This window comes from Acidaminococcus sp. HCP3S3_G9_1, from assembly GCF_052122455.1.
Lineage (GTDB): Bacteria > Bacillota > Negativicutes > Acidaminococcales > Acidaminococcaceae > Acidaminococcus.
Window position 1 is genome coordinate 1 of sequence record NZ_JBQKCH010000026.1, and the last position, 4197, is coordinate 4197.

Sequence of the window (4197 nt, forward strand, 5' to 3'; positions counted from 1 at the left end):
GGATGTGGGGTCTGGTCAGGTGTGGGAGGCGTCCGCTGCTGATGTGGTGGAATGGGTGCCGGTGATGGACCGGGACGGGCTCCGCAACGGGTGGGTGGTGACATCGGAGTCGGATTCTGGGCAGCCGCTACGTGGGGCCGAGTTCGAGGCATCGGGTCCGCTGGCATGGGATGCCTCCGGGTTCGGACGCGTCCCCGAGTTCCTGCACTCCCCGCTAATGCGGACGAACGCTCAGTGCGCGTCGGCGGCGAGGACGATGGGTGAGCGGGCGAGGGCGGCGCGTCGTCAGGTGCTGACCGTGACGTGCGCCCCAGACCCGGCCCTTGATGTGCTGGACACGCTGCGGCTACGGCTGCCGACCCGCACGGTGGATGCCCTGGTGACGGGTATCAGGCTGCCGCTGACTGGGGGATCGATGACGGTCACGGCGAGCGCTGGGTGGGGGGTGCTGGTCGATGTCTGATCCTCTGGGTGATGCTGTCGCGTCTGCTCTGACCCCGGCTCGTCCGCCTGCCGTCGCGGGGGAGGTGAGGGCAACTTCCCCGGTGCTGCTGGTGTCGGTGCTGGGGTCCGAGGTGACGCCGCTGGTGTGGCTGCCGACACCGCTGGCGGTTGGTGACCGGGTGCTGCTGCTGCGCTCCGAGGGGGTGTGGCATGTGGTGGGTCTGCGTACCGCCCGGCCGAGTGAGGGCACTGTGTCATCCACTGGGTCTGGTGTGGTGACCGTCTCGACTGGGGTGGGGCCTGTGACGGTCCCGCACGTCGGTGGTGTGCCGGTGGTGGGTGATCGGGTGGCGCTGCTGTGGGGGTCTGCTGGTGGTGTGGTGGTGGGCCGTATCGGCACACCGTCCGCTCCGCCGCCGCCATCCACGCCGCCGTCTGACCCGACCCCGCCACAGACTGATCCGGCGCCCGCACCGGCCACTGTGGCTGCTGGGGCGGTGCAGGCTGCGACGGCTAGGTCTGGGAGGTGGCGCAGCGACGGCACCGCCGGGCACCGCGCCTATCAGGGGCACTCCACCTCGGGGCAGGTGGCCGACAACACCGGCTACTTTTTTTACGGCTCGACCCTGGCACGGGGCGGGACTGGCTCGTCTGGTGTGGTGCGTCTGTATCGGGCGACCGGTGCGGGCATGTCGGCGGCGCGGACCGTGTGGCTGGCGCTGCACGGTGCTGCGACGCGACCATCGTCACCTCCCGCGCTGACAACTCAGCCTCGCGCCGCCGGGACAGTGGCACAGGGCGGCACCGTCGACATCGCGCTGACCAGCGCTGAGGTGTCGGCGCTGCTGTCCGGCGCTGCTCGCGGGATCGCTGTCTCGTACCAGGGCACCACGGACTACATGGCACTACTGGGCCCATCTGACCGTCCCGACGCTGGACGGGTCACTCTCATCACCACGATCTAAGGAGGCACGGGATGCCGACCACACCGATCTATGGACTCCGGACGCCGGAGTTGGCGGACGCAAACAACGTCCCGGCAGATATGGCCCTGCTGGCTCAGGGCACCGAAAATGCGCTGTCGTCGCTGTCTCCGTCGTGGTCGTCATACGCCGTGGCGTGGTCGCAGAGCGACGGCACCAACCTCTCGATCGGAAACGGCACGCTGGAGGGTCGCTGGATGCAGGTGGGGCGTCTGGTGCACGCCTCGGTGTCGATGGGGCGAGGCTCGACCACCAATCTCGGGTCGGCGGCGTGGGTGTGGTCGATGCCGGTCAACGCCAGGGCCTGGATGATGGTCACTGGCGTGGGGTGGCTGGCGCGTGGCGGGTCTGAGTATCCGCTGACGGTGAGGCCGGTGGGCCCTGGCCGCGTGGCTGCGCTGATCCCGTCCGGGCGGCTCTCCAACAACAACCCTGGTGGGTGGGCGTCGGGCGACTCGCTGTTTTTCACGATGACCTACGAGGTGTGATGATGGCTGATCGGATCACGTGGCGCGGCTCCCTGCTGTCGCCCCGCACTCGGGACGCACTGATCGAGGCCGAGCGGCTGGCTGCCGCGATGCCCGAGTTCCGTGGCTGGCGGGACGGGTGGATCATCCGCCCCGGTCAGGGGTCGTGGCAGCCACGCAGCCCCTACTCGGGCTCGACCCACACCGGAGACGGCGTGGTCGACCTGTCGATCCGCCACCACCTCACCCCACCGCAGCGCAAGGCGGTGCTGAGGGCGTGTCGGCAGGTCGGGTTCGCGGCATGGCATCGGATGCCGTCCCGCTCATGGGTGGAGCATCACCATCTGGTGCTCATGCCCCCCGACCAGACCACCAACACAGAGGGGCTGGCTGCGTCGGCGATGGTGCAGGTGTCGCACTACCGGCGTGGCCTCGACGGGCTCGTCGGCAAGGACCGCGACCCGGACCCGTGGCGACCGTCCCCGCTCCTGTCGTGGGAGCAGTACCAGCAGCGCACCGACACCCACACCACCCAAACATCCACCCAGGAGGATGACATGCCCTACACCCCAAACCAGCTCAAAGCCATCGTCACCGACGCGCTGGCCGCCTACGACTGGCAGCCGCTCCAGAAAGGCTCATCGAACGCGCTCGTCGCCAGCTCCCGCAACAACAACCAGATTTGGGCCAGCATCAACAGCCAGGAGACGCTGCGGCTGGTGCGGGAGCTCGCCAAGCGTCAGGGCGTGGTCGTCGATGAGCAGGCGATCGCCCGCTCGGTGCTCGCCGGACTCACCCCGCTGGTGCGTACAGCCGTCGAGGCCGCAGTGAAGGCCGGCGGAACCCCGCAGGCCGTCGCCGACGCGGTCGTGTCCCGGCTCGGCGACGCACTCAAGGACTGACGCGTGTCTCGCCGGACAGCGATGCTCGGGCTCGGCGTCCTATGGGTGCTGGTCGGGGTGTCGCTGCTCTACGCGGCCGTCCCTGCCCGCGCCGAGCTGATCGACCTGCCCGACTGGCTACGAGCCGCCCTATGGGTCGCTGCCGGCGTGGTCGCGATCGCCACATCAAGCCATGTTCGGGCGTCGGTGTGGGGTCTGGCTGCGATGGCGCTGGTAGCCTCCGAACGGGTCGGCGCATGGATCGTCGCATGGATCGCCCACGACGGCAACGACCCGGCGACGAAACTCGAGTTGTATCTGATCGCGCTGTGGGCGGTGTGGATCACGGCCCGCATCCCCGCCGATCGGGAGGCATGATGGTGGGTACTGTCCTATCTGTGCTGGCGATCATGGTGTCGCCGGTGGTGGCGTGGCTTGTGGCGCGTGCCGGTCAGCGCTCGACGCAGCGGTCGGCGGAGATCACCTCAGCCACCGACCTGGTGCCTGACCTCATCTCACGCGTGGAGCGACTCGAGCAGCAGGTGCATGCGCTGCAATCCGAGCTGTCCGAGCGGCTGGGACAGCTGTCCGCCGCCGCCTGGTTCATCGACCAGGTCGGGATGCTCCGCCGCCCTGACTGGGGCCGGATGCCCCGCGTCCCGCACCGCATCCGTGACCATATTGACCCGAGCCTGTGGCTCGACCCTGATCCGGTGGACGACACAGAGCCGTCCCCTGCACGAGAGGACCTACCATGACCCCTGTCGCTTTCCCGCCCCATGTGCGAGCGATCCTGTACTACGCCATGTTTTTCGTCGGCCTCACCCTCGGTGCTGTGCAGATCGGCTACGGGGCGGCGTCTGTCGATCAGCCCACGTGGCTGACTGTCGCCCTCGCCGTGTTCGCGTTCGTCAGCTCGGGTCTCGGGCTGACGGCTGCCAGCAACACCACGGTCGAGCCGCGTCGCGCCGTCGAGGAGCACCCCTGACCGCTGCCCGACCACGTGGTACCCCACCCCTCGTCAGGGGTGGGGGTTTTCTTTTGTATAGGGGGGACCCCTATCACCACTCCAGCTCGATGTCGGAGTCCACCAGCATCGCCCGCACTCCCGCCTCGGTCGTGGCCATGCCAGGCCGTCGTCGTCGAAAAAAGATTGTGGGTTTTTTTGGGGGCGATCGCTCTAGTCTGCGGGTCGGCCCATCGGCGCTACCCACGCCCAACCCGGCAGCCCTTCCAGTGTCGCCTGATGCTCCGCCGAGAGGCGACCGCGCCGATGCCGCTGCTGTGACACCCACGCACCGATCCGCCACCCCTCCCACCGCTCCTCGCGCGCAGGCGCAGCGTGACCATGCTGCTCGGCGTAGCGAGACAGGCTCTTGAACTTGGCGGCCCATCCCTGGTCGCGCGAGGACGGCTCCCACG

Annotated in this window: 8 protein-coding genes; 7 read left to right on the forward strand and 1 reads right to left on the reverse strand. The window is 68.8% G+C overall.

From position 1 onward, the window contains the following. From ACTQY1_RS11060 to ACTQY1_RS11090, 7 genes are all read left to right on the forward strand, one after another. A partial coding sequence (locus ACTQY1_RS11060; RefSeq protein ID WP_441374197.1) for a hypothetical protein occupies positions 1 to 463 on the forward strand: 463 nt, incomplete at its 5' end. Beyond that, positions 456 to 1409, forward strand: a complete 954-nt coding sequence (locus ACTQY1_RS11065) for a hypothetical protein (protein ID WP_441141235.1) — start codon at positions 456 to 458, stop codon at positions 1407 to 1409. The genes ACTQY1_RS11060 and ACTQY1_RS11065, both read left to right, overlap by 8 nt. An 11-nt stretch (positions 1410 to 1420) precedes the next feature. Beyond that, positions 1421 to 1915: a hypothetical protein gene (locus ACTQY1_RS11070; protein WP_441374198.1), complete on the forward strand. Its 495-nt coding sequence runs from the start codon at positions 1421 to 1423 to the stop codon at positions 1913 to 1915. A 2-nt stretch (positions 1916 to 1917) separates the two neighbouring features. Next, positions 1918 to 2796, forward strand: a complete 879-nt coding sequence (locus ACTQY1_RS11075) for a hypothetical protein (protein WP_441159341.1) — start codon at positions 1918 to 1920, stop codon at positions 2794 to 2796. A gap of 3 nt (positions 2797 to 2799) precedes the next feature. After that, positions 2800 to 3153, forward strand: coding sequence for a hypothetical protein (locus ACTQY1_RS11080; RefSeq protein WP_441069426.1), 354 nt, complete (start codon positions 2800 to 2802; stop codon positions 3151 to 3153). Next, the gene (locus ACTQY1_RS11085) at positions 3150 to 3533 is read left to right on the forward strand and encodes a hypothetical protein (RefSeq protein WP_441374199.1); all 384 of its coding nucleotides are present in this window, start codon (positions 3150 to 3152) and stop codon (positions 3531 to 3533) included. The genes ACTQY1_RS11080 and ACTQY1_RS11085 overlap by 4 nt, the downstream gene beginning before the upstream one ends. Next, positions 3530 to 3763: a hypothetical protein gene (locus ACTQY1_RS11090; protein WP_441042120.1), complete on the forward strand. Its 234-nt coding sequence runs from the start codon at positions 3530 to 3532 to the stop codon at positions 3761 to 3763. The genes ACTQY1_RS11085 and ACTQY1_RS11090 overlap by 4 nt, the downstream gene beginning before the upstream one ends. A gap of 192 nt (positions 3764 to 3955) precedes the next feature. On the opposite strand, the gene ACTQY1_RS11095 is transcribed toward ACTQY1_RS11090, so the two are convergent. Continuing rightward, positions 3956 to 4197, reverse strand: a 242-nt coding sequence (locus ACTQY1_RS11095; RefSeq protein WP_441374200.1) for a helicase associated domain-containing protein, incomplete at its 5' end; no start/stop codon positions are given.